Here is a 25,325-nt window from a genome sequence, read left to right on the forward strand (position 1 = left end):
CCACAAGAAACACCACAGAACCACAACTGAATACTGTTACATCCAGCACGATTGATGTAACCCACCAGACTTACCACCCACCCCCACCAGGGACACCAGGGACACTCCACACGAGCACCCCGGCACACCCACAGGAGAACCCGGTACACCCGGGAACACCCAGGGGGTCGAGGAACGGTAGCAAGGGTTACGGCGGTCATAGCGTGGGGGAAACGCCCGGTCCCATTCCGAACCCGGAAGCTAAGACCCACAGCGCCGATGGTACTGCACCCGAGAGAGTGTGGGAGAGTAGGACACCGCCGGACAACCATTACAGGCAAGAGGCCCCACCACGGTGGGGCCTCTTCCCCGTTAACCACCAAACCCACCCCCACAGGCACAGGCACAGGCACACAGCACCGTCGGCCGCCGACCCGCCGGCACCATCCCCAAGAGGGCCGACACCACCCGGAACCGTACTCCCGGCAACCGACCACACCACCACCACCGACGGAGCCGACACCCATCAAGCACCGGTCGGCAGCCACAGCACCCCCCACCGAACCCGCCAGAACCGACCAGCCCGCGCAAAGCACTGCACACCCGACGGTAGGGTCGGTACATGAGTGGTCTGTTCTCGCATTCTTCCGCCGCCGGCGACCTCCCGGCTCCTCGACCGCCTCTACAGGCTGTCGTGACGGTACCCGCGCCTGCGGATCACGCCTGGGCGGGGCTCACGGAGCATCTGCATCTCTGGTGGCCTGCGGATGAGCTGAGCCGCTGGGGGGACGACAGTTTCTTCGACCTGGAGGACAACGCCCTCGTGGAGACCTCGGCGGAGGACGAGGAGAACGTGTGGGGGGAGGTGATCGAGGGTCGGCCCGGGCAGTGGCTCGAGTTGAGATGGAAGCATCCCGGCTCTGCCTCGACCACCCAGGTCCGTCTCGAACTGGTTCTGGGAGACGGTGGCGCGGCGGATACGGCGGAGCCGACGCTGGTGAACCGGCCAGGTGAGAGCACCTCTACCGTGCTCACTCTCGGTCATGACGGGTGGACGACTGCCGATCCGCAGGACACCTACGACTTCTACCGCTTGTTCTGGCCCGGAGCCCTGGCGCGCTACCGGCGATTCATGGGGGGATCATGACAGACGCAACCACCATCGCAGAGCTGGAGGCCTCGCTGCCCGGACGGGTATCGACGTCGGACGAGGATCTCGCGCGGTACTCCCGGGACCAGGGCCCCATCGAGCAGGTGATCCTTCCGCTGGCAGTCGTGCTGACACGTTCGGTCGACGATGTCCGGACGCTCCTGAGATGGGCGACCCGCCACTCGGTTCCGATCGTGTGCCGGGGCGCAGGGTCCGGCGTTTCCGGCGGTGCCCACGCCACGACCGGCAGCGTGGTCCTGTCCCTCGAACTCATGACCCGGATCGTCGAGATCAATCCCGACGACGAAACGGCCGTCGTCGAGCCCGGCGTGATCAACGCAGACCTGAATGCTGCTGCGGCTCCGTACGGGCTGATGTACGCACCCGATCCGGCCAGCTATCGATGGTCCACCATCGGCGGCAATGTGGCCACGAACGCGGGTGGACTCCGATGCGCCAAGTACGGTGTCACCCGGGATTCCGTGCTGGCACTCGAGGTAGTACTGGCGGACGGGTCGCTCGTCTCGACCGGTCACCGGACCTTCAAGGGGGTGGCCGGCTACGACCTGACGGCCCTCATGACCGGGTCGGAAGGTACTCTCGGCGTCATCGTCGGCATCACCGTGCGTCTTCGCTACCTGCCTCAGGCAGTGCATACGCTTGCCGCCTTCTTCGACGACTTCACCCAGGCGGCGGCGGGCGTTCTCGCCATCGGCCGGGCCCGGGTGCAACCGGCCATCCTCGAGCTCCTCGACGGACGGACGCTCGAGGCGCTCGACGGCGCCCACGGCTCGGACCTCCGTAACCGCGGGGGTTCACTCCTCCTGGTGCAGACCGACGGGTACGGTGCTGCCGTGGAAGCCGAGGTCATCCGGCGCGTTCTCCTCGACCTGGGTGCCGGCGTGAGCGAGGAAGGATCGGGGGAGGCCGACCGGCTCATAGACCTCAGACGCCACAGCCGCGGCGACGAGGTGGACGACCTGTATCGGGTGGGGGAGGACGTCGCCGTCCCGAAGTCCCAGCTCGTGCGGTATGTCGCCGCTCTCGAGGCCATGGCCCTCCGTCATGAGGTCCGGCTGAAGGTCGTGGCGCATGCTGGGGACGGCAATCTCCACCCCACTTTCTGGGTGGAACGGAGTGAGGGGGAGCGGGCGCAGGAGCGACTGGAAGAGGCGCTCGACGAATCGGTCCGGTGTGCGCTGGACCTCGGCGGCACCATCACGGGTGAGCACGGCGTGGGTCAGTACAAGCGTCGCTGGCTCGCCTGGGAGCAGTCGCCCGCGGTCCTCGAGCTGCAGAGCCGCATCAAGCAGGTATTCGACCCGCTGAACATCCTCAATCCGGGGAAGGCGATCATCTCCTGATGGTTGCGTCGCTGCTCCTGCTGCGGGCAGGCGCCCGATGATACCGTTTAGGAAACTGCCGGGAGTTCCCGTCACTTACCATTTTTCCCCTGGGGGCAGCATGTCTGACAACAATCCGGATCAGCAGGGCAACTCGCCCTACGGTCAGCAGAACCAGCCGCAGTACGGCCAGAACCAGCCGCAGTACGGTCAGAACCGGCCGCAGTACGGCGAGCAGAGCACGTCGCCGTACGGTCAGCAGGGGCAGTCACCGTACGGTCAGCAGGGACAGTACGGCTCCGCGATGGGCAACTACCCGGGACAGCAGGGCTATCAGGGCCAGCCGGCGGAGAACCCGGGCAGGACGCTCGGGATCGTCGGATTCATCCTCGCCATCCTGATCGCCCCCGTGGGACTGGTGATCAGCATCATCGCCTTCGTGAAGTCCCGGAAAGCGAGGATGGGCAACGGCTTCGCCCTCGCCGGCATCATCATCGGCGTCGTGTTCACGATCCTCGGCGCGATCCTCATCGCCGTCATCGCCAGCTTCGCTGCAGAGCTGGCAGGGCAGATCCTGGAAGCGTGCGAAGGCTTGCCCACCGGCACGCCCGTCACCGTTCAGGGCCAGCCCACACAGTGCCCGTAGGCTCCTGAGCAGGAAGGACCGGCAGCCATCGGCTGCCGGTCCTTTCCTTTGACACCTAGTTGTCGCCGTACTCCGAGTCCTCGTCGATGCCGATCGTCCCGGCATCGGCTGTCAGCATGATCGCCGCCTCGTCGCGTCGGTGGCGCAGTTCGTCGTCCAGGTAGGACTGCACGGCCTCCGCCAGCGGGACGTTCCGGTCCTCACGCTCGGACATGTACCACCGGTGTTCGAGTACTTCGTGGACCACCTGCGCGGGTTCGAGCTTGCCGCCGAGTTCCCGGGGCACGGCCCGGACGATCGGCTCGAACACCTCGTTCACCCAGAGGTGTGCGCTGAATTCCTCGTCGAGTGCCGGGTCGCTGTCGGCACGGTAGGCATCGAGGTCGTTCAGGAGCCGGCGGGCCTGGTTCTCCTGGGCGTCGAGGCCCGTGAGCCGCAGGAGGCGGCGGCTGTGGTGTCCGGCGTCGACCACCTTGGGTTGCAGCTGGATCTGGGTGCCGTTGGCGGCGGACCTGATGGCGTACTCCTCGACGTCGAAGCCGAGTTCGTTGAGTCGGCGGATGCGGGCCCCCACCCGCCAGCGCTCGCCCAGCTCGAAGGATTCCTTCTCCGTCAGTTCCGTCCAGAGGCGGCGGTAGCTGTCCATGATGAGTTCACTCGTCGCGAGCGGGTCCACCTTCTCCTCGATGAGCCCGCCCTCGGCGAGGTCCATCAGCTCCCCTGCGATGTTCACCCGGGCGATCTCGAGGTCGTACTCCCGCTGGCCGGTCGAGAGCTCCGGGTACAGCTCGCCGGTCTCGGCGTCGACGAGGTAGGCGGCGAACGCTCCCGCATCCCTGCGGAAGAGGGTGTTGGAGAGGGAGACGTCGCCCCAGTAGAACCCGATGAGGTGCAGGCGGACCAGGAGCAGCGCCTGGGCGTCGATGAGCCGCGTCAGGGTGTCCCGGCGGAGCGTCTGCGAGAACAACGCACGGTAGGGCAGCGAGAACTTGAGATGCCGTGTGACGAGCACGGGATCGAGCTCCTCGCCCGTGGGGCTGGTCCGTCCGGAGATCACGGCCACGGGCTCGACGCACGGCACGTCCAGTCGCTGCAGCTTGCGCAGCATGTGGTACTCGTGACGGGCGATGTGCTCGCTGGTCTCCTTCACGGCGATCACGGAACCGCCGAGGTGGGCGAACCGCACGATATGCCGGGAGATACCGCGGGGGAGCGCCGCGAGTGCACTGGCCGGCCATTCCTCGAGGGCCACGTGCCAGGGGAGGTCGAGCAGCTCCGGGTCGGTGGCGGCGGCGGTGATGTTCAGGGATCCCAGCGAGCTCGGGCCCTCGGCGGACGCCGGCCGTAGTCGCGGCAGTTTACCGGTCTGGTCGTAGTCGGTCGGCTCGTCATGCCACTGGGCGTTGGAAGTCTCGGTCATGATCTTGCTTTCGCGATAGGGCGGGGGTGGTCCTGGTCCAAGCGTAGTTGCCGTTAAACGAAGCGGTGGCGTCCACCGGGCCTCCCGAGGGATACCCGGCGGAGCCACCGCCGTCGTCGTTCGTGGTGCTGTGTCCGCGGAGGGACTTAGACCGTCTCTGCCAGGCGGAGACCGCTGCTGGTGTCGAACAGGTGCACGTGACCCTGCTCGGGGCGGACGTAGACCGTGTCGCCCTTCATCGGCGGGCGGCGGCCGTCGACGCGGGCCACCATGTCGTGGTCCTTGCCGTCCAGCGTGGTGTGGCCGTAGATGTAGGCGTCGGCGCCGAGTTCCTCGACGACGTCGACCTCGACCTGCAGGCCCTCGCCGACGCTGCTGAGGACGAGGTCCTCGGGGCGGACACCGAGCGTGACGGTGTTGCCGGCTGCAGCGTCCAGAACATTACCCGGCACGGGGTAGACGATGCCGCCGAAGAGGACGCCCCCGTCGGTGACGGGCAGTTCGAGCAGGTTCATGGCGGGGGAGCCGATGAACCCGGCGACGAAGACGTTCTTCGGACGCTCGTACAGGTTGCGGGGGGTGTCGACCTGCTGGAGGAGACCGTCCTTGAGCACGGCGACACGGTCACCCATGGTCATGGCCTCGACCTGGTCGTGCGTGACGTAGACGGTGGTGACACCGAGACGCCGGGTCAGCGAGGCGATCTGGGTGCGGGTCTGCACGCGCAGCTTCGCATCCAGGTTGGAGAGGGGCTCGTCCATGAGGAAGACCTGCGGGTTGCGCACGATCGCGCGGCCCATGGCGACACGCTGGCGCTGGCCTCCGGAGAGTGCCTTCGGCTTGCGGTCCAGGTAGTCCTCGAGGTCGAGGAGCTTCGCGGCCTCGCGGACGCGCTCGGCGCGCTCCTCCTTGGAGACACCCGCGATCTTGAGGGCGAAGCCCATGTTGTCGGCGACCGACATGTGCGGGTAGAGCGCGTAGTTCTGGAAGACCATCGCGATGTCGCGGTCCTTCGGGGGGACGTCCGTGACGTCGCGGTCGCCGATGAGGATGCGTCCGGAGTTGACGTCCTCGAGGCCGGCGAGCATGCGCAGGGAGGTGGACTTTCCGCAACCGGAGGGTCCCACGAGGACGAGGAATTCGCCGTCGGCGATGTCGATGTCGAGCTTGTCGACGGCGGGCTTCTCGGTGCCCGGGTACAGGCGCGTGGCCTGGTCAAACGTTACCGTTGCCATGGTGTTGGTTCCTTTTCACGGGCAGGTACGTGCCCGACGATCCGTAGTGAATGGAAGATATTCAGTTGGGGTGCGCGGCCGGCCACCAGTACCGGTGACAGGAGCCGCGTCCCCGTAGTATGACACGTTCCTCTAGCGGCGCGCACCAGGGGCCCGCAGGGACACGAGTTCCTGCAGCACCTCCGAGAAATCCTCGGGCGTGGGCACGGTGAAGGCGGCCGCCGTCGTTCCGGGGCCGATCCGTATTCCGACGTCGTCGGGGCCGAGGGTGCGCTGCGCGTGCTCGTCAGTCACGTCGTCGCCCGCGAAGAGGACCGCGGTGGCGCCGGTGGTCTCCCGGAGCAGTGCCAGCCCCTGCCCCTTGTCCGCGGCCACCACCGAGATCTCGAGGACACGCTTCCCGTCCGTGACGCGGACCCCCTCGAGCTGGGCCAGGCCGGCCCTGGCTGCCTCGACCGCGGCATCGGCGACGTCGTCGGCCGCGGTCCTCGTGTGAAGGACGACACCGGCCGGCTTCAGCTCGATGCGCGTCCCCTCGTGTGCGGAGACCGTGCGTTCGACGACGTCGACGGCGCGGGTGCGCAGGTCCTCCTGCTCGGGCGTCAGCGCGAGCGGTGCGGCGTCGGGGCCGGTCCAGGTCTCGGCGCCATGGCTGCCGATCAGCAGGGTGTCCCCGGGAGGATCGGCAGCGGCGCGGAGGCTCGCGAGGGCGCGCCCCGAGATCAGGGCTGTGGTCGTGTGGGGGAGGTCGGCCAGCGCGCGGACCGCCGAAGCCGACGCGGGCAACGCCCGGGCGTCCTCGGCCCGCTCGACGAGCGGGGCGAGCGTGCCGTCGAAATCCAGTGCCACGAGCAGTCGCGGGGTGGAGGCAAGGCGCCCCAGGGCGGCGTGCAGGGCCGGTTCAAGCGTCATGATCGGGACCCTCGGACTGGAGGGCGTTGAGGAAGGCCCGGGACCACCGCTCGACGTCGTTCTGGACCACCTGCCGGCGCATGAGCCGCATGCGCCGCATGGCCTCCGCCTTCGGCATGGTGATGGCCGAGACGATGGCACTCTTCAGTCCGTCGATGTCGTGCGGGTTCACCAGGATCGCCTGCCGGAGGGTGTCCGCCGCGCCCGCGAACTCGCTGAGCACGAGCATGCCCGTGTTCGCGGTGCGGGCCGCGACGTACTCCTTGGCCACGAGGTTCATGCCGTCACGCAGCGCCGTCACGAGCATGACGTCCGCGGCGAGGTACAGCGCCACCATCTCCTCCACCGGGTAGCTGTGGTGGAGGTACCGGATGGCCGTGTTCTTCATGGTGTCGTGGGTGCCGTTGATCCGGCCGACCGCGCCCTCGATGTCCTCGCGCAGGATGCGGTACTGCTCCACGCGCTCGCGGCTCGGGCTGGCCACCTGGATGAGGGCGGCGTCCTCGACCGTGATGGCGCCGTCCTCGAGCAGCTCGCCGTAGGCCTTCAGGCGATGGCCGATGCCCTTCGTGTAGTCGAGGCGGTCGACGCCGAGCAGGATGTGCTGCGGATCGCCCAGCTCGCGCCGGATCTCCCTGGACCGCTCGATCACGTCGGGGCGGTGCGCCAGTTCCGTGATCGACGCCGTGTCGATGGAGATGGGGAACGCCTCGGCGCGGGAGACGTAGGCCGGCGTGCCGTCGTCCGCGGGCACGTGCACCTGCTGCGCCTTGATGGTGTAGCCCTTGAAGCGGCGCACGCAGCGCAGGAAGTTGCTCGCGTCGCTCGGCCGCTGGAAGCCGATGAGGTCGGCGCCCAGCAGCCCCTCGATCACCTGGCGCCGCCAGGGCAGTTGCGCGTAGATCTCCAGGGGCGGGAAGGGGATGTGGTTGAAGAAGCCGATCTTCAGGTCGGGGCGCGCCTGCCGCAGCATCTTCGGCACGAGCTGCAGCTGGTAGTCCTGCACCCACACCGTGGCGCCCTCGGCGGCGACGGACGCCGTCGCCTCCGCGAACCGCTCGTTCACCTTCCGGTAGGAGTCCCACCAGGTCCTGTGGAACTCGGGGGACGCGATGACGTCGTGGTACAGGGGCCACAGGGTGGCGTTGGAGAAGCCCTCGTAATAGAGCTCCACCTCCTCGGCGCTGAGCGGCACGGGGACCAGGTGCATGGTGTCCTCGTCGAAGGGCTCGAGCGTCTCGTCGGGCGCTCCGTGCCAGCCGACCCAGGCGCCGTCGGCCTTCGCCATCACGGGGGCGAGGGCCGTCACGAGGCCGCCGGGGGAGCGTCGCCATGAGCTCTCGCCGTGCTCGTCGACGACGCGGTCCACAGCGAGCCGGTTCGAGACGACGATGAAGTCGAAATCACCGAACTCCCCCTCGGTCGCGGAGGGCGGCGTGATGCCCGGGGTGGTCGAAGGCTGTGCACTCAAAACGGGCTCCATCGCAGTAGTTCGGTCTCGTCGTCGACTCTATCGGTTCACGCCGTCCGGGGTCCGGTGCCGCTGCCCCGGGAAGAGGTTCCACCGTGCCGGAGGCCGTCGCCTCGGCTTCCCATGGCCTGATTTCCCGCGGTGCGGGTGCTGGGCTACCCTTAACGAGCGCTCGGCGTCCCCTCCTCCCGTAGGTCGAAGGGACCACCGCGCTCGCCGGCTCCGGCCGGCACGCCTCCTTAGCTCAGTTGGCCAGAGCACCGCTCTTGTAAAGCGGGGGTCGTCGGTTCGAATCCGACAGGGGGCTCCATGCCTCCTCGTGCGCCCCATCCGGTCCGGACCGTGTCCCCGGATCCAGCGTCCGACCTACAGGCCCTCCCTGAAGCGGTTCCTGTAGTCCTTCGCCAGCGCGGCATCCTTCACCGTCCGATGCGACTCCTTCCCGAGGCGCCGCTGCTCCGCGACGTCCTGTCTGCGGCGCAAGCTCGCGAGTTCGCGCTCCATCTTCCGGTAGCTCAGCCAGCGCCGTTCCTCCAGATCCCCCGACGTGATGGCTGCCTGCACGGCGCATCCGGGCTCGCGGTCATGCACGCAGTCGCGGAAACGGCAGTTCCCGAACAGCTCCTCGACGTCACCGAACACCTCGGACAGACCGTTCTCGGCGTCCCAGAGGGCGAAGCCGCGCAACCCGGGGGTATCCATCACGACGGCGCCGTCGCCGAGCGGCACGAGCTCACGCGCCGTCGTGGTGTGCCTGCCCCTGCCGTCCCCGGCCCGGACCTCGCCGGTGTCCTGTCGGGGATCGCCCACGAGGGCATTGATGAGGCTCGACTTCCCCGCACCCGAGGGACCGAGCAGGGCCAGGGTCTGCCCGGCCCCGATCCTCCACCGGAGATCCTCGAGGCCGTCACGCTGCTCGGCGGACGTCGTGAACACCTCCACACCGCGCGCCCGCTGGATGGTCTCGGCGACGACGTCGTCGAACCGGGTGCTGAGGTCGGCCTTCGTCAGGATGATGACGGGCACCGCGCCCGAGTCCCAGGCCGCGACGAGGGTCCGTTCGAGCCGGTTGGTCGACAGCGGCCGGTCGAGCGGGATGACCACGCCCAGCACATCGATGTTCGCGCCGAGGATCTGTGCCTCGGACAGCGGATCGTAGGCCCGTTTCCGCTGCAGCAGGGAGAAGCGCGGCAGGTGGCCGATCACGGTGCCGCCGTCGGGCCCGATCGCGGCCCAGTCGCCGGTGACGAGGGACGTCCCGCCGTCGAGGTGCACGATGCCGTGCCGCGCGGCGACGAGCACCCGGCCGCGGTCCGCACGGATGACGCGCGCCGGTTGGGCAGTTCCCGGGTCGGGGAAGTGGAAGGAGAAAAGACCGCCGATGCGGTCGGTGAAGCCGTACTGCACAAGAGTGTCCAACGCTGTTCCTCTGCGGGGAGGCCTCCCCGCAGGGCGCGGCTAGTGCGCGGATGCAGGGGAGGCGGGGTTCATGGGGATGGCGGCGCACAGCGCAACGACAAGGACCTTCGTCATGACTCCACCTCCTCGCAGGACTCCCTCAGGGCTTCGACAGCCGGGATCCACATCCTATGCGTGCCGTGTCGGCGTGACCAGACCCGGATCCCCGTCATTGCTCCTGCCAGGAGGGTCGGGAAGCAGATCCCTCTATCGGTGTCCTCAGCTGATCCTTCACCTCGCGCAGTCCGCGGCGCAGTTCGTCGGCTGCATGGGAAACTGGCTCCACGACGTCCTCCCCGGACCGCTCCGCGCCGGCCGGGGCACCGGTTCGGCCAGAAAGGTAGACATGGATCCCCAGTTTCGCGCCGCAGCACCCGATGGGCCCGTCCCTGCACGGGACCGGACCGCCCACCTGCGCCGCAGTTCCGGAGTGGCCATCGGCGTGACGGCCCTCCTCGCGAGTGCGCTGCTGACCGGGTGCTCACCCGACGGGGAGGTGATCGACGCCGACTACGCCAAGGTGTGCCAGGACCGGACCACGCAGGAGCGGGCCGAGGATGACCGCTGCAGCGACCAGGGCGTGTCCTCGGGGCTGTACGGCTGGTACTTCCTGGCGATGGGATCGGGCAGGCGCAGCATCCCCGCCGTCGGGTCCGGGCTCTCCGGCGGCACGACGTCCGTCCCGTCCGGTGCCACCTCCAGGTCGGGAGTCGCACCGGACGGGGCGTCGTCGGTGTCGCGGGGCGGCTTCGGCGGCAGCAACAGCGGGACGGGCGGCTGACATGAGGCGACGGACATCGACCCGCCGGCCCGACTGGCGGGAGAAGATCGAGAGCGTGGGCCTGATCTACTCCACGACCATCAAGCCCGACGGCGGGGCCATCGAGTACTGGCACGAGGACGCCTACTACGAGTTCGAGATGAGCGAGGTCGAGACGCTCGAGGCGGTCACCGAGGAGCTGCACCGCATGTCGATCGAGGCGGCCCGCTACCTCGCCACGGGCGCCATGGGCACCATCGGCATCAGCGCCGCGGCCATGAAGCTCGCCGCCGGGTCCCTGGCCCGCAGCGAGCCCGCCGTCTACGGCCGCTTCGACTTCGCCTACGACGGCGTGAACCCGCCGAAGATGCTCGAGTACAACGCGGACACCCCGACGGGCCTCATCGAGGCGTCCATCGCCCAGTGGTACTGGCTGCAGGACGTCAAGCCCGAGAACGACCAGTGGAACGGCATCCACGAGGCCCTCGTCGCGGCATGGGACAAGCAGCGAGGCGGTCTCGAAGGTCCCCGGCTGCATGTCGCCCACACCGAGGCCGAATCATCCGGCGAGGACTGGATGACGGCCGCCTACATGCGCGACGTCGCCTCGCAGGCCGGCTGGGAGACCGTCGGCATCAACATGGGCGACATCGGCTGGGACGCCCGTCAGCACCGCTTCGTGGACCTCGACAACAAGGCCATCAGCACCATCTTCAAGCTCTACCCGTGGGAGCTGATGATGAAGGAGGAGTTCGGGCAGAAGATCCTCGACTGGCCCGTGATGACCCGGTGGATCGAGCCCGCCTGGAAGATGTTCCTGTCGAACAAGGCGCTCCTGGCCGCCCTCTGGCACCTGTACCCGAACCACCCGAACCTGCTGCCCGCCTACCTCGATTCACCGCGGGAACTGTCCGAGTGGGTCGCGAAGCCGCTGCACGGGCGCGAGGGCGACAACATCCGCGTCCACGCCCACGGCGTCGAGATCGAACAGCCGGGTGACTACGGAGCGGAAGGCTGGTGCTACCAGGCGTGGCATCCGTTGCCGTCCATGGACGGCAACCACCCCGTCGTCGGAGCCTGGGTGGTCGACGGCGAGAGCGTGGGCGTGGGTATCCGCGAGTCGGACGGCTACATCACCGACTACTTCTGCCGGTTCGTCCCCAACGTCATCAACGCCCCGGCCCCCGTCGAGGCGGCACCGTGACCGCGGACGCGCAGCCCTCACCGCTCGTCCGGGACAAGGGTCTCTCCCGCGACGACATGGGCCTCGCCGGCAGCGTCTCGATCGGCTTGTCCTCCACGGCGCCTGTCTACTCCCTGGCTGCGGCGCTCGGCTTCGTGGTCCTCGCGGTGGGCGTGCACGCGCCGGCGGCCTTCCTGCTCGCGTTCGTCCCGATGCTGTTCATCGCCGTCGCCTACCGCGAACTGAACAGCGCGCTGCCCGACTGCGGGACCACCTTCACCTGGGCGTCCGCGGCCTTCGGCCGCTTCACCGGCTGGCTGGGCGGATGGGGCCTGGCACTCTCGGGGGTCGTGGTCCTCGCGAACCTCGCCCAGGTCGCCGGGACCTACCTGTGGCTGCTGGTGGCCGAGGATCTCGCCTCGAACACCCTCCTGGTGACGGCGACCGGGGTGGCCTTCATCGCCGCCATGACCTGGACCAACTATCGCGGCATCGACCTCGGCGAGAAGATGCAGCGGGTCACCATCATCGTCCAGTACGCGGCACTCGCCGTGGTGGTGGCCTTCCTGGTCTGGCGCCTGGGAACCGGCGACGCCGTCGGCGCCGCTTCCTTCAGCGCGGACTGGTTCAACCCGCTCGCGCTGGGCGGCCCCGAGGCCGCCGTCCAGGGAGCCCTGATCGCCCTGTTCGCCTACTGGGGCTGGGACACGTGCCTGGCACTGAACGAGGAGACACGCCGTCCCCGGACCACGCCGGGCAGGGCGGCCATCATCTCGTCGGTGATCCTCGTCATCACCTACACCGGGGTGAGCACCCTGGCGATCCTCTTCGCGGGTGTCGGCAGCGAGGGGATCGGCCTCGGCAACCAGGCCAACGCCGGCGACGTCTTCTACGCCATCAGCGACGCCGCTCTCGGGCCGTGGGCGTGGGTGGCCGTGCTGGCCGTGCTGGTCTCCGCCATCGCCGCGACGCAGACGACGATCCTGCCCACAGCCCGCGGGACGCTCGCCATGGCCGTCCACGGCGCGCTCCCGCGCCGCTTCGCGACCGTGCATGCGACCTACATGACACCGACCTTCTCGACGGTCCTGCTGGGCGCGACGGCGGCGACCTACTACGTGGTCCTGACGCTCGTCAGTGACGACGTCCTGGCCGATTCGATCGCCTCGCTCGGCCTGTTCATCGCGTTCTACTACGGGCTCACGGGCTTCGCATGCGCCTGGTACTTCCGGCACACGCTGCGCTCGAGTGCCCGCCACCTCGTCCTCCGGGGTGTCCTGCCACTGATCGGGGCGCTCCTGATGACCGCGGCGTTCGTCGTGTCCGCGGCCTCGATGTTCGATCCCGCATACGGGGCGACGGTGGTCGCAGGAATCGGCGGCACGTTCGTGGTGGGGGTGGGCGCACTCCTGCTCGGGGTGGTGCTGACGGCGCTGTACTACAGCAGCCGACGGCGGCGCGAAAGCGCGGACCGGGCCATCGCCGGACTACGGCGGGCTGCGTCCGCGGAACCGCACGGACGGCGCGCGACGGGCGGATGAGCGTCAGGGAGCCCATCCCCGTCCGGGTGGTACGCGGTGCTGCTGCCCTACGGGCCGTTCGGCCCTATCGCCGGACGAGCGGACCGGCCACCATGGAGGGAGGACGCCATCCGAGACCCGGGAGCAACTGTCATGAACGTCAGCACTCCGACCCCTGGAACCCCCGACCGTCCGGCCGGGCGGAGCAGCGCGATGACCGACGGCATCGCAGGGACCGCTCCGCGCAGGCCCGTCCTCGTCGGCTACGACGGGTCCGACGGCGCGAAGCGCGCCGTCCTCTGGGCCTCCCGATACGCGTGCGCCGCGCAGCTTCCCCTCGTCGTCGTCCACTGCTGGCCGTGGCCGTTCTTCACCCATGATCTGGGACCTGCGGCGGGCGTCCAGGACAGCGGTCTGCGGAGGGAAGCAGAGAAGCTCCTCGCCGAGGGGCAGGACCTCGCCGGCCGGGCCGAACCGGATCTGCTCGTCAGCTCACGCCTGGTCGTCGGGTTCCCCTCCGAGGCCCTGACCCGACTCTCCGCGGAAGCCTCGCTCCTGGTGACCGGCACCAGGGGGCTGGGCGGCTTCGGCGAACTCCTGATCGGATCGGTCAGCCTCCGACTCGCCTCGAGCGCATCGTGCCCCGTCATGGTGGTCCGGGAAGCACGACCGATCTGCGACACCGTCATCGCCGCCGTCGACGGGTCCCCCGCGAGCGACAGGGCCACGGCGACGGCCGCCGATCTCGCACGGACACTGCACAAGCGCCTGGAGTTGCTCCATGTACGCGTCCAGCGCCGGCGCAAGGCGGCCGATGCGCCGTTGGAGGGCCGGGATCCTGTCCTGGAACGGGCTGCCGCCCTGCTGGCCGGGACCGGAGAGCTGTCCGTGACGGAGGATTCAGCCGCAGGACACTCGGCTGCCGGGGAGATCGTGCAGCGGACCGCGACCGCATGCAGCGTCATCCTCGGAGCCCGGGGGGCCGACGCCGCGGGGGCCCGCCTCGGCTCCACCGTCCACGCGGTCCTCCACCATGCCAGGGGGAACATCGGAATCGTCCCGTGAGGTCCCTGTCAGCACACCGGCGGTCTCAACTCCGCTGGTCGGGCCCCTGAACCTCCACCTGCTCCGCCTCGCGTTCCTCGGTCTCCGACGCCGTCGCCGTCGGCCCCGGATCCATGCCGTCCCGTTCGCGCCACCCGCCCTTCCGGTAGGCGGGCGTGCCCGCTGCCAGGACCACGAGCGTGAGGACGACGACGGTGAGCATCACGCACACCATCGCCAGCGAGTCCCCACCGAGGAGGCCCACGAACGGACTCACCACCCCCGCCACGCCCGACTGCAGGGCGCCGATGACGGCCGCGGCCGTACCTGCCATGTGTCCGTAGTTGTGCAGGGCGAGCACGGAGGCGTTGGCAGGGATCATCCCCTGCGTCCCGAGGACGAGCCACAGGCCCGCGACGAGTCCCACGATGCCCCCGAAACCGGTGAGCACGATTCCGAGGAGCACGAGTGCGCACAGGAGCTGCACGATCACCGCGACCCGGAGCACCCGGATGGGCGCCGCACGGCGTACCAGGGCGGCGTTGAGCTGTGCGGACCCGACGATCGCGGCGCCGTTGACCGCGAAGACGGCGGCGAACTGGCCCTGGCTGAGGCCGTACTCGTCCTGGAACACGAAGGGCGAGCCCACGACGTAGCTCATGATCACGGCGAGGCCGAGGCCCGGTATCACCGCCAGTGCCATGAAGTGCCTGTCGCGCAGCAGTGCGAGGTAGCCTCCGGCGACCTGCCGCGGGGCGCCCGAGCGCCGCTGCTCACGGGGGAGCGACTCCGGCATGAAGCGCCACACGATGAGGACGAGGGCCAGCCCGATGAGCGCGAGCGCGTAGAACACCGCACGCCACTGCCATGCGCCGGCGATGGCCTGTCCGATGGTGGGCGCGAACAGCGGCGCCACGCCGATCACGAGCATCAGGCGCGACAGCAGCCGGGCGGCGTCCGAACCGACGAAGCGGTCGCGGATGACGGCGATGGCCACCACCGACGCGGCAGCATTGAAGAAGCCCTGGCAGACCCGCAGCCCGATCAGCGACGCGATGTCCGGTGTGACCGAGCAGAGGATCGAGGTCACCACGTGCAGGGAGATGCCGATGAGGAGCGGCAGGCGCCGCCCGAACCGGTCCGAGAAGGGCCCGATGACGAGCTGGCCGACCCCGGCTCCGATGAGCATGCCGGACATCGTGAACTGCGCCGCCGCCTGCGTCGCCTCGAGGTCCTGCGCGACCGCCGGGAGGGAGGGCAGGTACATGTCGGTGGTGATGGCGGGCAGGGCGGCGAGGGCGCCGAGCATCAGGATCCACTTGATGCTGGAGCGTCTGCCGGATGCGGCCGTGGCGGTCGTCGCGGTGTTCACCCTGGAAAGCCTAGCCATATCGTTGACCGGGCGAACAGATGCATGGCATGTTCCGTCGTCGTGCGCAGGCACTGGACGCGCGGCGCGGTGCGGGCTACCGCGGGGGAAGCCGGTGCGTGACGACGTCGAGCCGGCCCGCCGTGACCACCGCGGTCATGTAGGTGCAGTAGGGCTGGCGACGGCGGTCGGTGGGGGAGCCTGGATTCAGGAGCCGCAGCCCGGTGTCCGCGCGGGTGTCCCACGGGATGTGGCTGTGCCCGAAGACCAGGACGTCGGTGTCGGGGTACAGCGCGGCCATGCGCGCCTCACGGCCCTGCTTCTGCCCGGTCTCGTGCACGACGGCGAGCCGCACGCCCTCGAGCTCCGCCCGAGCGATCAGCGGCAGGCGGGCCCTGAGCCCGGCGCCGTCATTGTTGCCGTAGCAGGCGATCAGGCGGTTCGCGCGGGACTCCAGGTCCTCCAACAATGGCAGCTCCGTCCAGTCGCCGGCGTGTACGACGACGTCCGAGGACTCCACCGCGGCCCACACCTCGCCGGGCAGCTCCTTCGCACGCCGGGGCAGATGGGTGTCGGCGAGGAGCGTCAGGGTGAGGGCCATGCCGTCCATTCTCCGGCGCGTCGGGCGTGTCCGGGTGCCCGTGACAAGTGGAAGGGCCTGTGCCATGCTCTTCCTCAGCACGCTTACTAATGGGAACCGGTACGACGAGGAGCAGGAAATGCAGATTGACAAGTCGCAGATCATCGAGCTGCTGAAGAGCCAGGGCAAGCAGGATCACGCGGATCAGGCACAGTCCGAGCTCCCGGACCAGGTGGACCCGGAGCAGCACTCGGACCTCCTCGCCAAGTTCGGCATCAACCCCAAGGACCTGCTGGGCAAGATCCCCGGACTGGGTGGCTTCGGAGGCTAGCGGGTTCCGGCGGCGCCCCGCCGCTGTCGACGAGTGAGGGAGCAAGCAGTGGATACAGGCCAAGTGGTATGGATCATCGTCGGGATCGTGGTCCTGCTCGCCATCGTCGCCGTGATCGCGGTCCTGGCGCGCAAGCGGGGGGCGGCGCAGCGCAAGCACCAGGAGGAGAAGGACCGGCAGCGGGCCGCGGAGATGCGTGAGCAGGCGAGAGCCACGGAGCTCGAGGCGCGGGAACGCGAAGCCAAGGCCTCCATGGCGGAGGCCGAGGCGCAGAGGGCCGAGGTAGAGGCCGAGCGGCTGCGGCAGCAGGCCGAGCAGCGGCAGGCCGACGCCCAGGGACTGCGCGAGAAGGTGATGCACCACCATCAGGAGGCCGATTCGCTGGACCCGGACGTCACCAACGATCAGGATCGGCGCCGCTGACAGGTACTGGCACCCGTGAAGGGGGTCCTCCGTGAGGGCTCCCTTCACACGTTCGCAGGGCGCATCGCGCATGCGGAAGTGCGTGACAATTCGCGGTCGGCCCCGAAGACTCGAAAGGTGACGCGGAGGAGTACACGGTCCGGCAGAGCGGGAGGTAGGCGGATGGACGAAGCGGTGATCGTGGTGATCACGGGAGCGTCGAGCGGCATCGGACGGGCGACGGCTCGCCTGTTCGCCGACGACGGCGCCCGGCTCGTCCTCGCCGGGCGGGACGCGGACACGCTCGAGGTCGTCGCGGCGGAGTGCCGGGACCGGGGAGCGCAGGTCATCACCGTGCCCACGGATGTCTCCTCGGAAGCCGACGTCGAGGGTCTGGCCGATGCCGCGGTGCAGCGCTTCGGCGGCATCGACGTGTGGGTCGGCAACGCCTCGCTCTACAGCTTCGGAACCTTCGAGCAGACGCCGTCGGAGGTCTTCGACCGGCTCGTCGAGGTGAACCTGCTCGGTCAGGTCTACGGTGCACGTGCTGCGCTGCGGGTCTTCCGGCGCCAGGACAGGGGTGTCCTGGTGTCCGTGGCGTCCGTCTACTCACGGATCACCTCGCCCCTGGTGAGCCCTTACATCACGAGCAAGTTCGGGCTCCTCGGCTTCCTCGAGGTGCTGCGCATGGAGTTGCGCGGGGCGCCGGGAATTCACGTCTGCGCGGTCCTCCCGGCGACCATCGACACCCCGATCCACCAGCACGCCGCGAACTACACGGGCAGGCCCGTGCGTCCGCCGCCCCCGGTCACGGATCCCGTCCGGGTGGCCCGCGCCATCGTCCGCGTCTCCCGCCGTCCCCGCAGGCTGACGCAGGTCGGTCGCATCCAGTCGCTGTTCGTCCACGCGCGGGCGCTCGCCCCCGCCGTCTACGAGTCTGTCGTCGCGCGCGTGTACCCGATCATCGCTCTGAAGCGCGGGTCGGTGCAGGACAGTCCGGGCAACGTGTTCCAGCCCGAGCGGGACGCCACGGGCGTCACGGGAGGATGGCGGATCCTGCCCGGGTTGCGGCACGTCCCGCGGCGCCGAGGAGACAGCACCCCTCCTGCACCATGAGCCCCTATGGCCCCTCCTGCACCACTTGGGGGCCGCTGTCAATGTGACGGACACGATACCGGGGACGGGCAGAGCTTCCCGATGGCCCAGCGATAGTTGAGGCATGAATCAATGGCAGGGTCTGCTCGCACAATGCGCCCGGAGCATGGGCTTCGACCGCGGGCACCGTCGCGCGGCCTACGCGCTCCTGGGCGTGGGAGTCTTCTGGGCCGTCGGGCTGCTGGGCGGGCTGCGCATCCTGCATTCGGCCTCGTCACCCATGACCACCCTGGTGTTCCTGTACGTGATGCTGGCCGTCATCGCGCTCTCGTTCGTCGTCGCGGCGGCAGCCGTGGCAGAGCTCGGCCGGCAAGCCGTTCAGCGACGCCGACGTTAACCTCCCGTCAGCGACAGCCGCGGTGGTGTGACGCCGGATCGCCGGTTCCCGCTCGACCGGCTGCGAAGGCCCGCCGCCGGGCATGCTCTTCGTTCCCGAGGGGCTCCAGCCCGCTGGAGGGCACCACCCAGTGCCTGAACGCATGAGCGCCGGCCCTGGGGCCGGCGCTCATGGCTGTCATGCTGCGGTGCGGGGCTGCTACGAGCCGCCGTCCTTGTCGTCGGAATCCGCGCCCTCTGCGGGCTCGTCGGGGCGCGCGCGGACCGTTTCCGGGTACGCGTCCGAGTCGCTATCTGCTGACGCCGGGTCGCGGGTGCCGTCCTGGCCGCCTGGGTTCTCTGACATGCGCTCATCCTTTCGGTTGCGGGGAAGGTAAGCCCCCTTATGGTGAGTCTACGGACAGGGCGCCGCGAGCATAACCCGCACGTTGCGCGTGACGGGGAGTCGTCAGCATGCTTACGATCAGGACATGGAAGCTCCCGGGGACGCCGTGTCCCAGCCCGTCGACCGCGCACGGATGATCTCGCGGTCCGCCGGTGTGGGGTTGCTGTCGCTCGGATTCGGTCTGGCGGCCCATGCCCTCTCGGGAGGTGTGCTGCCGAGCCTGCCGATCCTCGGCGGACTGGCGGCACTCGCCGTTCTCGCGGCGACGCTCGTGGCACAGGCCCGCCCGCCCGGATGGGTGGTCCTGCTGCTGCTCGGGGTGGCGCAGCAGATGCTCCACTGGCTGCTCGGCGGGTTGGGGGCGGGGGCGTCATCGACTGTCGCCCCGACCGGCGTGCACCACGATGGGGTGCCCGTGGTCTCAGGGGCAGGCCAGGGGCACTCGCCGGAGATCATGCTCATGCTCCACACCCACCTGGCAGCCGCGCTCGTGATCGCCTGGGCGGTGGCGCAGTACCCCCGGCTGAGGAACGGGGTGCTCCGCCGGAGTGCGAGCGGAGGAGCGGGCGGGCGTACGACCGTGAGCCGGGGCACCCTGCCCACTGAAGAAGGCGCCCCCGTCACATGACGGGAGCGCCTTCCGCGCGGATCGGTTCAGGCGATCAGTTGGCGTTGGCCGAACCGTCGTAGAACGGGTAGTCCGTGTACCCTTCCGGGCCGGTCGAGTAGAACGTCGCGGAGTTCGGCTCGTTCTCCGGCAGGTTCTCCCGCCAGCGGCGCGCGAGGTCGGGGTTGGCGATGGCGGGACGGCCGACGACGACGGCGTCTCCCACGCCGTCCTCGAGGATCGCGATGGCCTCCTCGCGGTTGGTGATCACGCCGAAGCCGCTGTTGATCAGGACGGGCCCGCCGAAGCGCGTCCGCAGGTCCTGGATCAGGTTCCCGGTGGGCTCGGCGTGCAGCACGCTGAGGTAGGCGAGCCCCAGCGGCGCGAGGGCGTCCACGAGCGTGCCGTAGGTGGCATGGACCTCGGAGGCCTCGGTCTCGAGGGCGTCCTGGATGTTGTGGGCGGGTGAGATGCGCAGTCCCACCTTCTCGGCGCCCACCTCCGCGACGACGGCGGTGACGAGCTCGATGACGAACCGCGCACGCTTCTCGGGGGTTCCGCCGTACGCATCGGTCCGCTGGTTCGATTCCGGCGAGAGGAACTCGTGCAGCAGGTAGCCGTTGGCACCGTGGAGTTCGACGCCGTCGAATCCGGCGTGGTCGATCGCGCGGCGCGAGGCAGTGACGAACTCCTCGATGATGCCGGGGAGTTCGTCCGTGGTGAGGGCGTGCGGTACCGGATAGGGCTGCTTCCCGGTGCTGGTGCGCGTGGTGCCGTCGATCGCGATCGCGCTCGGGGCCACCACCTCGTACCCGCCGTTGGTGTCCGGGTGGGTCACGCGTCCGGCGTGCATGACCTGGGCCACGATGCGTCCGCCGTCGGCGTGCACCGCGTCCGTTACCCGCTTCCAGCCGGCCAGCTGCTCGTCCTCGACCAGGCCCGGCTGGCCCGGGAAGCCCTGCCCGGCGTGGCTGGGGTAGGTCCCCTCGCTGACGATCAGACCGAGGGAGGCGCGCTGGCGGTAGTGCTCCACGACCATGTCGCCGGGGATGCCGGCCTCGCCCGAGCGCACCCGGGTGAGGGGCGCCATGACGACGCGGTTGGGGAGCTCGAGGGTGCCGAGGGTCAGGGGGGAGAAGAGCTTCACGAGGCCTGCTTTCCGGTAGGTTTCCTACCGGGCGGTAACCGGCCTCGACCGGGGGCTATTCCGGATGTGGGACGGGTCACGCCGTCGTCGTCGGTGGTCCTGGTCCACGGCCTCGGTGTCCCGGGTCGGGGAGGCGACACCGGGACGATACCGGACGGTCGGGCACATGACGAAGCCCCGGGCGCGTGCCCGGGGCCTCGTCCTTCAGGAGCCGTCCGCTACGTGACGTCCTGCTCGTCCATGGCGCTGAGCGGAGAGCCGCCGCGGTTGGCGGGATCGTCGCTCGCGTCCACCTCGTCGTCCTCCATCATGCCGAAGTCCACGTCCGCGGCGGCCTCGCCCATCATGGGCTCGCCCGGCGGGACCTGCTCATCACCGTGAGCGAAGCGCACCTCGGCCGTCTCGTCGCGGAGGGTCTGGTCGCTGAGGTACCCCTCCTCGCCGATCGCGGAGACACCGTTCTCGTCGAAGTCGTTCTCGTCGTCGCCGGTCACGGCAGCGCCGGGCTCGTCCTGCAGGAGTGGGTCCTCCTGCCATCGGTCGGGGTTGATCTCCGCCGCACCCTCGTAATCGTCGGGCCGACCCTCGAGCACGGGGTCGAAGGCTTCGGGTGCGAGCGCATCGTTCGGCGTCTCGGGCTCCTCGCCCACGATGGTCAGTTCCTCATCGGGAAGGTTCTCGGTCATCTTCTCTGCCTTTCATCGGTGCTGCGCATCCTTCGATCATCAGCCTACTGATCTTCCTGCCCGGACGACAGTTCGCATTGCCGCCCGGGCGCAGGAGCTAGACGTGGTCGCGCCAGCTGTGCCGGGGCTCGTACCCCAGCACGGTGCGTGCCCTGGTGATCGAGAGGAGCGTCTCGGTGCCCTCCACGGCCCGCGTCAGGGCGACGCCGGAGAACACCTCCGCCGCGAGCTCCGCGCTCGCGCGCGTCATGACGGTGTCCGCCGCGGCGATGATGAAGCGGTCGAAGCCCGGTGCGGCGTTCTCCAAGGCCTTCGCCACGGCCTGGGCGCCGTCGCGCCCGTCGATGTAGCCCCACAGGTTCCACTTGCGGGCCGTGGCATCGGCGTCGAAGGACGGGAACTCCGCATAGTCCTCGGGGTCCATGACGTTCGAGAACCGCAGCGCCGTGATGCTCAGCTGCGGATCCCAGCGCGTCAACTCGATGGCCAGCTGCTCCTCCAGGTGCTTCACCAGCGAGTAGGTGCTCTCGGGCCGGGCCGGGTAGTCCTCGTCGACGGGGATGTACGGGGGAGGCGTGTCGAAGGGCAGCCCGAGGACCGTCTCGCTGGACGCGTAGACGATCCGCCTGATGCCGGCCCGACGGCACGCCTGGAAGACGTTGTAGGTGGCCGCCATGTTGTTGTGGAACGTCGCCACGTCCGCCTGCAGCCCCGGGGCAGGGATGGCCCCGAGGTGCACGACGGCGTCGAAGCCGCTGTGCCGGTCGTCCACGCCGAGGAGCGCATCGACCACCTGTCCGTAGTCCCGCAGATCGATGCGCAGGAACTCCGGGCTGCGCTCGCCGTGCTGGTCGAGCTCGAGCACGGTGTGCCCGGCCTCGCGCAGGCCGCGCACCACGCTGCGGCCGAGCTTGCCGTTCGATCCCGTGACCGCGACGTTCAGGGGGGTGGGGTCCCCCATCAGGCCGGCCGGTCCGCGGGGGAGACGGTCTTCTCGACGTCGGTCTCGGCGAGGCCGCCGATGGCGTCGTCGATCGCCTTCATGACGTCGTCGTCCAGCTTCACGCCCGCGGCGGCCGCGTTCGACTCCACCTGCTCGGGGCGCGAGGCGCCGATGATCGCCGAGGCGACGTTGCTGTTCTGCAGCACCCACGCGATCGCGAGCTGCGCCATGGTGAGGCCCACGCCGTCGGCGATGGGCGCGAGCTTCTGGACGCCGGTGAGGACCTCGTCGCCCATCCAGCGCTTGATCATGTCGGCGCCGCCCTTCTCGTCCGAGGCCCGCGTCCCCTGCTCGGGCTGCTGCCCCGGCTTGTACTTGCCGGTCAGCACGCCCTGCGCGACGGGCGACCAGACGATCTGGGACAGGCCGAGCTCCTCCGACGTCGGGACGACCTCGCCCTCGATGACCCGCCACAGCATCGAGTACTGCGGCTGGTTGGAGATCAGCTGGAAGCCGAGCTCCTTGGACAGGGCGTGCCCGTCGCGGATCTGCTGCGCTGTCCACTCGCTGACACCGATGTAGAGCGCCTTGCCCTGGCGCACGATGTCGGCGAACGCCTGCATCGTCTCCTCGAGCGGGGTCGCGTAGTCGTAGCGGTGGGCCTGGTACAGGTCCACGTAGTCCGTCTGCAGGCGCTGCAGGGAGCCGTCGATCGACTCCATGATGTGCTTGCGGGACAGCCCGACGTCGTTGTGGCCCTTCGGCCCCGTGGGCCCCCAGACCTTCGTGAAGATCTCGAGCGACTGCCGGCGCTCACCCTTCAGCGCCTCGCCGAGGACGGTCTCCGCCGCCGTGTTCGCGTACACGTCCGCGGTGTCGAACGTGGTGATGCCGACGTCGAGTGCTGCGCGCACGCAACGGGTCGCGACGTCGTTCTCCACCTGCGATCCGTGGGTGAGCCAGTTGCCGTAGGTGATCTCCGAGATCTTGAATCCGCTGTTGCCGAGGTGTCTGAAGTCCATAGGGCGATGCTAGCCGCGTCGGCTCGCCGAGCGATAGGTTCCGCAGGCAACCACCGTGCGGGGGAGTGATGCTACGGAGTGGTGCTTTGGAGGGGATTCGGGCCCTGCCGTAGACTCGATCATCATGACTACCCGCTTTGCAACGCCCGACGAGGTTGCCCGTTGGAACAGCATCATCAGCGAGAATCCGGACGGCGGGAACGTGATGCAGGGGCGGGAATTCGCCGAGCAGAAGCGCGCCACGGGCTGGACGCCGGTGTATCTGCGCCTGGACGGCGTGGCCCTCACGGTGCTGCAGAAAACCGTCCTTCCGCTGGGGCGCTACTGGTACGTCCCGAAGGGGCCGGGCGTGGAGGACGCGGCGTCCCTCGCCGCACTGCTGCCCGAACTGAAGGCCTTCGCGGCCGGCCGTGGGGTGTTCGGCATCAAGATCGACCCCGAGCTCCCCTCCGACCCCGAGGTGGCGGAAGCGCTGGAGGCGGCAGGGCTGGTGCGCACCACCAACGTGCAGCCGAACGTGTCCACGGTGGTCCTCGACATCTCGGGTGACCTCGAGAGCATCGAGGCCTCGTTCGGATCGAAGACCAGGTACAACATCCGCGCGGCCCGCAAGGCCGGTGTCGAGACCCGCGTGGTCGAGGTCGACGACGAGAACTGTAGGATCTTCTACCGCCTGCTGGACGAGACGGCCGAGGGCAGCTTCTCCATCCGCAGCGAGGAGTACTACACCTCCTTCTGGCAGCGGCACGCCCGAGCGCAGGCGGGAGCGTTCCTGTTCGCCTACGTCGAGGGTGAGGTGGTGTCCGCCGACTTCATCATGGTCCTGGGGGCGAAGGCGAGCCGCAAGGACGCCGCGAGCACGCGCAAGCGCACCGTCCGCGGAGCCAGTGCCCTGCTCGAGGTGGCGGCGATCGAATGGCTGAAGATCCGGGGCGTCACGCAGTACGACCTCTGCGGTGCACCGCCGTCGAGCGAGGCGAAGAACAAGGACCACGAGCACTACGGGATCGGGATGTTCAAGACCGGGTTCAACTCCACCATCACCGATTTCGTGGGGACCTTCGACCTCCCCGTCAAAGCACTGCGGCACCGGGCCTGGACACGGATCGGCGAGCGCGCGACCTTGAAGCTGCATCGCATGCGCCACCACGAGAGCTGGTACTGAGCATGACGAAGTTCACCGCACGCGCCGCCACGGCGGCCGAGGTGGAGCGCTGGGACGAGCTCGTGCCGGCCAACCCGCTGGGCGGCAACGTCCTCCAGTCGGGGCCGTTCAGCCGCGTCAAGCAGCGCCAGGGCTGGACGCCGATCCATCTCGCCGTCGAGTCCGACGCCTACACGAGCTATGTCATCGCCTACCAGCGCAGCATCCCCGCGCTCGGCGCCCTGTGGTACCTCATCAAGGGCCCCGACACCGCCGTGCCGGAGGACGTCCCGCCTTTCACCGACGCGGTCGTCGCCTACGCCCGGCGTCAGCCGGGGCGGGTCTTCGCGGTGAAGATCGAGCCCGACGTCCCCGATTCCGACGAGGTGAGGGCACTGTTCACCGGGGCGGGGCTGGTGAAGTCGTTCAACATCCAGGCCAATGACAGCACCGCCCTCCTGGACCTCACCCCCGACGAGAACCAGCTCCTGCGGAACCTCTCGTCCCGCGGACGCAACGCCGTGCGTCGCGCCCTCCGGGACGGCGTCCAGGCGCAGCGCGTGGAGCCCTCCGAGGAGACGTACCGGACCATGTATGCGCTGATCGGCCAGGCCCAGCAGGGCCGCCTGTCCGCCGTGCCGAGGCCGTACGAGTACTACCGGGGCTTCTGGCAGGAGTTCGTCGACGCAGGCATGGGCCGCTTCTACTTCGTCTTCGAGGACGGGAGGCCCTCGGTCGGTGCGTTCGTCATCCTGTACGGGGAGAAGGCCACCTACAAGGACGGCGGCTCCCTGCCCAAGCGCAGCCAGTACGGGGACTCCCATCTCGTCCAGTGGGAGGCGATCCTCGACATGAAGCGCCTCGGGGCCCGCGAATACGACTTCTGCGGCACCCCTCCGGCTGACCGGCTCAAGGACAAGGACCACCCGCAGTACGGCCTGGGCATGTTCAAGACGAGCTTCACCAAGACGGTGACCGACTTCGCAGGATGCTACGACGCCGTGGTGCGGCCGCGCACCTACCGTGTCTGGCAGGCGATGGGTGAGCGCGTCGCACGCCAGATCCACTGGCGTCGTCACCGGCAGCCTTTCTACTAG

Annotated in this window: 26 protein-coding genes, 1 tRNA gene and 1 rRNA gene; 16 read left to right on the forward strand and 12 right to left on the reverse strand. The window is 69.1% G+C overall.

Translation table 11 applies throughout. From position 1 onward, the window contains the following. Positions 1–188 precede the first annotated feature (188 nt). The 4 genes from rrf to ACX80N_RS08660 all read left to right on the forward strand — a co-directional run bounded on the left by rrf (position 189) and on the right by ACX80N_RS08660 (position 3,118). Positions 189–305 (forward strand): 5S ribosomal RNA (gene rrf, locus ACX80N_RS08645). A 368-nt stretch (positions 306–673) separates the two neighbouring features. Beyond that, positions 674–1,126 (forward strand): SRPBCC family protein, encoded by a 453-nt coding sequence (locus ACX80N_RS08650; RefSeq protein ID WP_459339049.1) that lies wholly within the window; start codon positions 674–676, stop codon positions 1,124–1,126. Then, on the forward strand, positions 1,123–2,493 hold the full coding sequence (locus ACX80N_RS08655) for an FAD-binding oxidoreductase (protein ID WP_459339050.1): 1,371 nt from the start codon (positions 1,123–1,125) through the stop codon (positions 2,491–2,493). The genes ACX80N_RS08650 and ACX80N_RS08655 overlap by 4 nt, the downstream gene beginning before the upstream one ends. Positions 2,494–2,593: 100 nt before the next feature. After that, entirely contained in the window at positions 2,594–3,118 is a 525-nt protein-coding gene (locus tag ACX80N_RS08660; protein WP_105031284.1) for a DUF4190 domain-containing protein, read from the forward strand. Positions 3,119–3,173: 55 nt separating this feature from the next. Here the strand turns inward: ACX80N_RS08660 and ACX80N_RS08665 are convergent, their stop codons facing one another. The 4 genes from ACX80N_RS08665 to ACX80N_RS08680 form a co-directional block, all read right to left on the reverse strand. Then, positions 3,174–4,538, reverse strand: a complete 1,365-nt coding sequence (locus tag ACX80N_RS08665) for a DUF4032 domain-containing protein (RefSeq protein WP_459339051.1) — start codon at positions 4,536–4,538, stop codon at positions 3,174–3,176. A gap of 146 nt (positions 4,539–4,684) precedes the next feature. Continuing rightward, positions 4,685–5,773: an ABC transporter ATP-binding protein gene (locus ACX80N_RS08670; protein ID WP_105031282.1), complete on the reverse strand. Its 1,089-nt coding sequence runs from the start codon at positions 5,771–5,773 to the stop codon at positions 4,685–4,687. A 132-nt stretch (positions 5,774–5,905) separates the two neighbouring features. Next, on the reverse strand, positions 5,906–6,685 hold the full coding sequence (otsB, locus tag ACX80N_RS08675; RefSeq protein ID WP_105031281.1) for a trehalose-phosphatase: 780 nt from the start codon (positions 6,683–6,685) through the stop codon (positions 5,906–5,908). Next, complete coding sequence (locus ACX80N_RS08680; protein ID WP_105031280.1) at positions 6,675–8,168, reverse strand: alpha,alpha-trehalose-phosphate synthase (UDP-forming); 1,494 nt, start codon at positions 8,166–8,168, stop codon at positions 6,675–6,677. Before ACX80N_RS08680 ends, otsB begins: the two co-directional genes overlap by 11 nt. A gap of 221 nt (positions 8,169–8,389) precedes the next feature. Here ACX80N_RS08680 and ACX80N_RS08685 point away from each other — a divergent pair. Beyond that, positions 8,390–8,466, forward strand: a tRNA-Thr gene (locus tag ACX80N_RS08685). 56 nt (positions 8,467–8,522) lie between these two features. Here the strand turns inward: ACX80N_RS08685 and rsgA are convergent. Continuing rightward, on the reverse strand, positions 8,523–9,575 hold the full coding sequence (gene rsgA, locus ACX80N_RS08690) for a ribosome small subunit-dependent GTPase A (RefSeq protein WP_459339052.1): 1,053 nt from the start codon (positions 9,573–9,575) through the stop codon (positions 8,523–8,525). A 385-nt stretch (positions 9,576–9,960) separates the two neighbouring features. Between rsgA and ACX80N_RS08695 the strand changes: the two genes are divergently transcribed. From ACX80N_RS08695 to ACX80N_RS08710, 4 genes are all read left to right on the forward strand, one after another. Beyond that, positions 9,961–10,395 (forward strand): tRNA-dihydrouridine synthase, encoded by a 435-nt coding sequence (locus tag ACX80N_RS08695; RefSeq protein WP_459339053.1) that lies wholly within the window; start codon positions 9,961–9,963, stop codon positions 10,393–10,395. A gap of 1 nt (position 10,396) precedes the next feature. Continuing rightward, positions 10,397–11,578 carry a glutathionylspermidine synthase family protein gene (locus ACX80N_RS08700; protein WP_105031266.1) on the forward strand — a complete coding sequence of 394 codons (1,182 nt, stop codon included), beginning with the start codon at positions 10,397–10,399 and terminating at the stop codon, positions 11,576–11,578. A 56-nt stretch (positions 11,579–11,634) separates the two neighbouring features. Beyond that, positions 11,635–13,098: an APC family permease gene (locus ACX80N_RS08705; protein ID WP_459339271.1), complete on the forward strand. Its 1,464-nt coding sequence runs from the start codon at positions 11,635–11,637 to the stop codon at positions 13,096–13,098. Between the two features lie 192 nt (positions 13,099–13,290). After that, positions 13,291–14,142: a universal stress protein gene (locus tag ACX80N_RS08710; RefSeq protein WP_459339054.1), complete on the forward strand. Its 852-nt coding sequence runs from the start codon at positions 13,291–13,293 to the stop codon at positions 14,140–14,142. A 25-nt stretch (positions 14,143–14,167) separates the two neighbouring features. Here the strand turns inward: ACX80N_RS08710 and ACX80N_RS08715 are convergent, their stop codons facing one another. Both ACX80N_RS08715 and ACX80N_RS08720 read right to left on the reverse strand, forming a co-directional pair. Continuing rightward, complete coding sequence (locus ACX80N_RS08715) at positions 14,168–15,493, reverse strand: multidrug effflux MFS transporter (protein ID WP_459339055.1); 1,326 nt, start codon at positions 15,491–15,493, stop codon at positions 14,168–14,170. Between the two features lie 94 nt (positions 15,494–15,587). Beyond that, complete coding sequence (locus tag ACX80N_RS08720) at positions 15,588–16,091, reverse strand: metallophosphoesterase family protein (RefSeq protein ID WP_459339056.1); 504 nt, start codon at positions 16,089–16,091, stop codon at positions 15,588–15,590. A gap of 64 nt (positions 16,092–16,155) precedes the next feature. On the opposite strand from ACX80N_RS08720, the gene ACX80N_RS08725 reads away from it, so the two are divergent. From ACX80N_RS08725 to ACX80N_RS08740, 4 genes are all read left to right on the forward strand, one after another. Continuing rightward, positions 16,156–16,401 carry a hypothetical protein gene (locus ACX80N_RS08725; RefSeq protein WP_240615039.1) on the forward strand — a complete coding sequence of 82 codons (246 nt, stop codon included), beginning with the start codon at positions 16,156–16,158 and terminating at the stop codon, positions 16,399–16,401. Positions 16,402–16,449: 48 nt separating this feature from the next. Continuing rightward, positions 16,450–16,824: a hypothetical protein gene (locus tag ACX80N_RS08730; RefSeq protein ID WP_459339057.1), complete on the forward strand. Its 375-nt coding sequence runs from the start codon at positions 16,450–16,452 to the stop codon at positions 16,822–16,824. Positions 16,825–16,986: 162 nt separating this feature from the next. After that, on the forward strand, positions 16,987–17,919 hold the full coding sequence (locus ACX80N_RS08735; protein WP_459339058.1) for an SDR family NAD(P)-dependent oxidoreductase: 933 nt from the start codon (positions 16,987–16,989) through the stop codon (positions 17,917–17,919). A 103-nt stretch (positions 17,920–18,022) separates the two neighbouring features. Further along, positions 18,023–18,295: a hypothetical protein gene (locus tag ACX80N_RS08740; protein ID WP_157940190.1), complete on the forward strand. Its 273-nt coding sequence runs from the start codon at positions 18,023–18,025 to the stop codon at positions 18,293–18,295. Between the two features lie 198 nt (positions 18,296–18,493). On the opposite strand, the gene ACX80N_RS08745 is transcribed toward ACX80N_RS08740, so the two are convergent. Continuing rightward, positions 18,494–18,640: a hypothetical protein gene (locus ACX80N_RS08745; protein WP_157940189.1), complete on the reverse strand. Its 147-nt coding sequence runs from the start codon at positions 18,638–18,640 to the stop codon at positions 18,494–18,496. A 124-nt stretch (positions 18,641–18,764) separates the two neighbouring features. On the opposite strand from ACX80N_RS08745, the gene ACX80N_RS08750 reads away from it, so the two are divergent. After that, positions 18,765–19,307, forward strand: a complete 543-nt coding sequence (locus tag ACX80N_RS08750; RefSeq protein ID WP_459339059.1) for a hypothetical protein — start codon at positions 18,765–18,767, stop codon at positions 19,305–19,307. 34 nt (positions 19,308–19,341) lie between these two features. Here the strand turns inward: ACX80N_RS08750 and ACX80N_RS08755 are convergent, their stop codons facing one another. The 4 genes from ACX80N_RS08755 to ACX80N_RS08770 all read right to left on the reverse strand — a co-directional run bounded on the left by ACX80N_RS08755 (position 19,342) and on the right by ACX80N_RS08770 (position 23,084). Next, a complete protein-coding gene (locus ACX80N_RS08755; protein ID WP_459339060.1) occupies positions 19,342–20,433 on the reverse strand; it encodes an alkene reductase in 1,092 nt (363 codons plus the stop codon). Positions 20,434–20,651: 218 nt separating this feature from the next. Beyond that, positions 20,652–21,119, reverse strand: coding sequence for a hypothetical protein (locus ACX80N_RS08760; RefSeq protein ID WP_459339061.1), 468 nt, complete (start codon positions 21,117–21,119; stop codon positions 20,652–20,654). Positions 21,120–21,216: 97 nt separating this feature from the next. Next, positions 21,217–22,062 carry an NAD-dependent epimerase/dehydratase family protein gene (locus ACX80N_RS08765; RefSeq protein ID WP_459339272.1) on the reverse strand — a complete coding sequence of 282 codons (846 nt, stop codon included), beginning with the start codon at positions 22,060–22,062 and terminating at the stop codon, positions 21,217–21,219. Positions 22,063–22,079: 17 nt separating this feature from the next. Continuing rightward, positions 22,080–23,084 (reverse strand): aldo/keto reductase family protein, encoded by a 1,005-nt coding sequence (locus ACX80N_RS08770; RefSeq protein WP_459339062.1) that lies wholly within the window; start codon positions 23,082–23,084, stop codon positions 22,080–22,082. A gap of 124 nt (positions 23,085–23,208) precedes the next feature. Between ACX80N_RS08770 and ACX80N_RS08775 the strand changes: the two genes are divergently transcribed. Beyond that, positions 23,209–24,249 carry a lipid II:glycine glycyltransferase FemX gene (locus tag ACX80N_RS08775; protein WP_459339063.1) on the forward strand — a complete coding sequence of 347 codons (1,041 nt, stop codon included), beginning with the start codon at positions 23,209–23,211 and terminating at the stop codon, positions 24,247–24,249. A gap of 2 nt (positions 24,250–24,251) precedes the next feature. After that, complete coding sequence (locus ACX80N_RS08780; protein ID WP_459339064.1) at positions 24,252–25,325, forward strand: lipid II:glycine glycyltransferase FemX; 1,074 nt, start codon at positions 24,252–24,254, stop codon at positions 25,323–25,325.

The organism is Arthrobacter sp. MDT2-16, assembly GCF_054510925.1.

What these genes read in the sequence shown, in the direction of transcription:
- ACX80N_RS08710 (WP_459339054.1), top strand. Translation starts at nt 13,291, where the DNA reads ATGACCGACGGCATCGCAGGGACCGCTCCGCGCAGGCCCGTCCTCGTC.
- ACX80N_RS08700 (WP_105031266.1), top strand. Translation starts at nt 10,397, where the DNA reads ATGAGGCGACGGACATCGACCCGCCGGCCCGACTGGCGGGAGAAGATC.
- ACX80N_RS08705 (WP_459339271.1), top strand. Translation starts at nt 11,635, where the DNA reads ATGGGCCTCGCCGGCAGCGTCTCGATCGGCTTGTCCTCCACGGCGCCT.
- ACX80N_RS08760 (WP_459339061.1), bottom strand. Translation starts at nt 21,119, where the DNA reads ATGACCGAGAACCTTCCCGATGAGGAACTGACCATCGTGGGCGAGGAG.
- ACX80N_RS08660 (WP_105031284.1), top strand. Translation starts at nt 2,594, where the DNA reads ATGTCTGACAACAATCCGGATCAGCAGGGCAACTCGCCCTACGGTCAG.
- ACX80N_RS08655 (WP_459339050.1), top strand. Translation starts at nt 1,123, where the DNA reads ATGACAGACGCAACCACCATCGCAGAGCTGGAGGCCTCGCTGCCCGGA.
- ACX80N_RS08720 (WP_459339056.1), bottom strand. Translation starts at nt 16,091, where the DNA reads ATGGCCCTCACCCTGACGCTCCTCGCCGACACCCATCTGCCCCGGCGT.
- ACX80N_RS08680 (WP_105031280.1), bottom strand. Translation starts at nt 8,168, where the DNA reads ATGGAGCCCGTTTTGAGTGCACAGCCTTCGACCACCCCGGGCATCACG.
- ACX80N_RS08695 (WP_459339053.1), top strand. Translation starts at nt 9,961, where the DNA reads ATGGATCCCCAGTTTCGCGCCGCAGCACCCGATGGGCCCGTCCCTGCA.
- ACX80N_RS08770 (WP_459339062.1), bottom strand. Translation starts at nt 23,084, where the DNA reads ATGGACTTCAGACACCTCGGCAACAGCGGATTCAAGATCTCGGAGATC.
- ACX80N_RS08725 (WP_240615039.1), top strand. Translation starts at nt 16,156, where the DNA reads ATGCTCTTCCTCAGCACGCTTACTAATGGGAACCGGTACGACGAGGAG.
- ACX80N_RS08670 (WP_105031282.1), bottom strand. Translation starts at nt 5,773, where the DNA reads ATGGCAACGGTAACGTTTGACCAGGCCACGCGCCTGTACCCGGGCACC.
- ACX80N_RS08775 (WP_459339063.1), top strand. Translation starts at nt 23,209, where the DNA reads ATGACTACCCGCTTTGCAACGCCCGACGAGGTTGCCCGTTGGAACAGC.
- ACX80N_RS08745 (WP_157940189.1), bottom strand. Translation starts at nt 18,640, where the DNA reads ATGTCAGAGAACCCAGGCGGCCAGGACGGCACCCGCGACCCGGCGTCA.
- ACX80N_RS08740 (WP_157940190.1), top strand. Translation starts at nt 18,023, where the DNA reads ATGAATCAATGGCAGGGTCTGCTCGCACAATGCGCCCGGAGCATGGGC.
- otsB (WP_105031281.1), bottom strand. Translation starts at nt 6,685, where the DNA reads ATGACGCTTGAACCGGCCCTGCACGCCGCCCTGGGGCGCCTTGCCTCC.
- ACX80N_RS08665 (WP_459339051.1), bottom strand. Translation starts at nt 4,538, where the DNA reads ATGACCGAGACTTCCAACGCCCAGTGGCATGACGAGCCGACCGACTAC.
- ACX80N_RS08750 (WP_459339059.1), top strand. Translation starts at nt 18,765, where the DNA reads ATGGAAGCTCCCGGGGACGCCGTGTCCCAGCCCGTCGACCGCGCACGG.
- ACX80N_RS08735 (WP_459339058.1), top strand. Translation starts at nt 16,987, where the DNA reads ATGGACGAAGCGGTGATCGTGGTGATCACGGGAGCGTCGAGCGGCATC.
- ACX80N_RS08780 (WP_459339064.1), top strand. Translation starts at nt 24,252, where the DNA reads ATGACGAAGTTCACCGCACGCGCCGCCACGGCGGCCGAGGTGGAGCGC.